The organism is Polaromonas sp. P1_G4, from assembly GCF_056405475.1.
The window spans coordinates 1-577 of record NZ_JBFUCA010001049.1 but is presented as its reverse complement, the minus strand read 5'-3'; the positions used below and the strand labels follow the sequence as shown (position 1 = coordinate 577).

Here is a 577-nt window from a genome sequence, read left to right as displayed (position 1 = left end):
TTTTCCAGGTAAGTCGCCTTCAATTCATCGCTGCCATGATGGGCCAGGCACTCATAGGCTCCGTGCAGCAGGCCCGGTGCCATGGTCCAGCCATGGTTGGCGGCACTCAGCCATTCGTACAGCGCACCTTCCAGCACCCAGGGCAGCCCTTGCCCGCCGTGTTCAGGCGCGCATGAAAGCGCAGGCCAGCCTGCCTGCCAGAACGCCTGGTAGGCCTGTACGAAACCTGGAGGCGTCACGACCGCGCCGGCATCGAAGCGGCACCCCGGGTTGTCGCCCGCCGCATTCAGCGGCGCCACAACCTCGGCGACGAACTTTCCTGCTTCCTCCAGAACCTGCCGCTGCAGGTCGCCGTCGGTATCGGCAAAGCGCTCGATCGGTCRCAATTGGCCGCCCGCGTCCAGTACGTCGAAAAGAATGAATTGCGCATCTTGCACAGCGGGTTGATAGGTCATACGCCTTTTCTACTGGTTGCCACGGAGTCACAATAATAGTTATTTATAATAACCAAATTGGCGCGCGAATGGCAACAGGCGCAGCCGATCCTTTCGGCACGCGCCCGCCAGGCCGGCTGCCC

Annotated in this window: 1 protein-coding gene; it reads right to left on the bottom strand. The window is 61.6% G+C overall.

All coding sequences use genetic code 11. The annotated features are described in order from the left end of the window. A partial coding sequence (locus AC1D1X_RS25290) for an acyl-CoA dehydrogenase family protein (RefSeq protein WP_477699636.1) occupies positions 1-455 on the bottom strand: 455 nt, incomplete at its 3' end. Between the last annotated feature and the right edge of the window lie 122 nt (positions 456-577).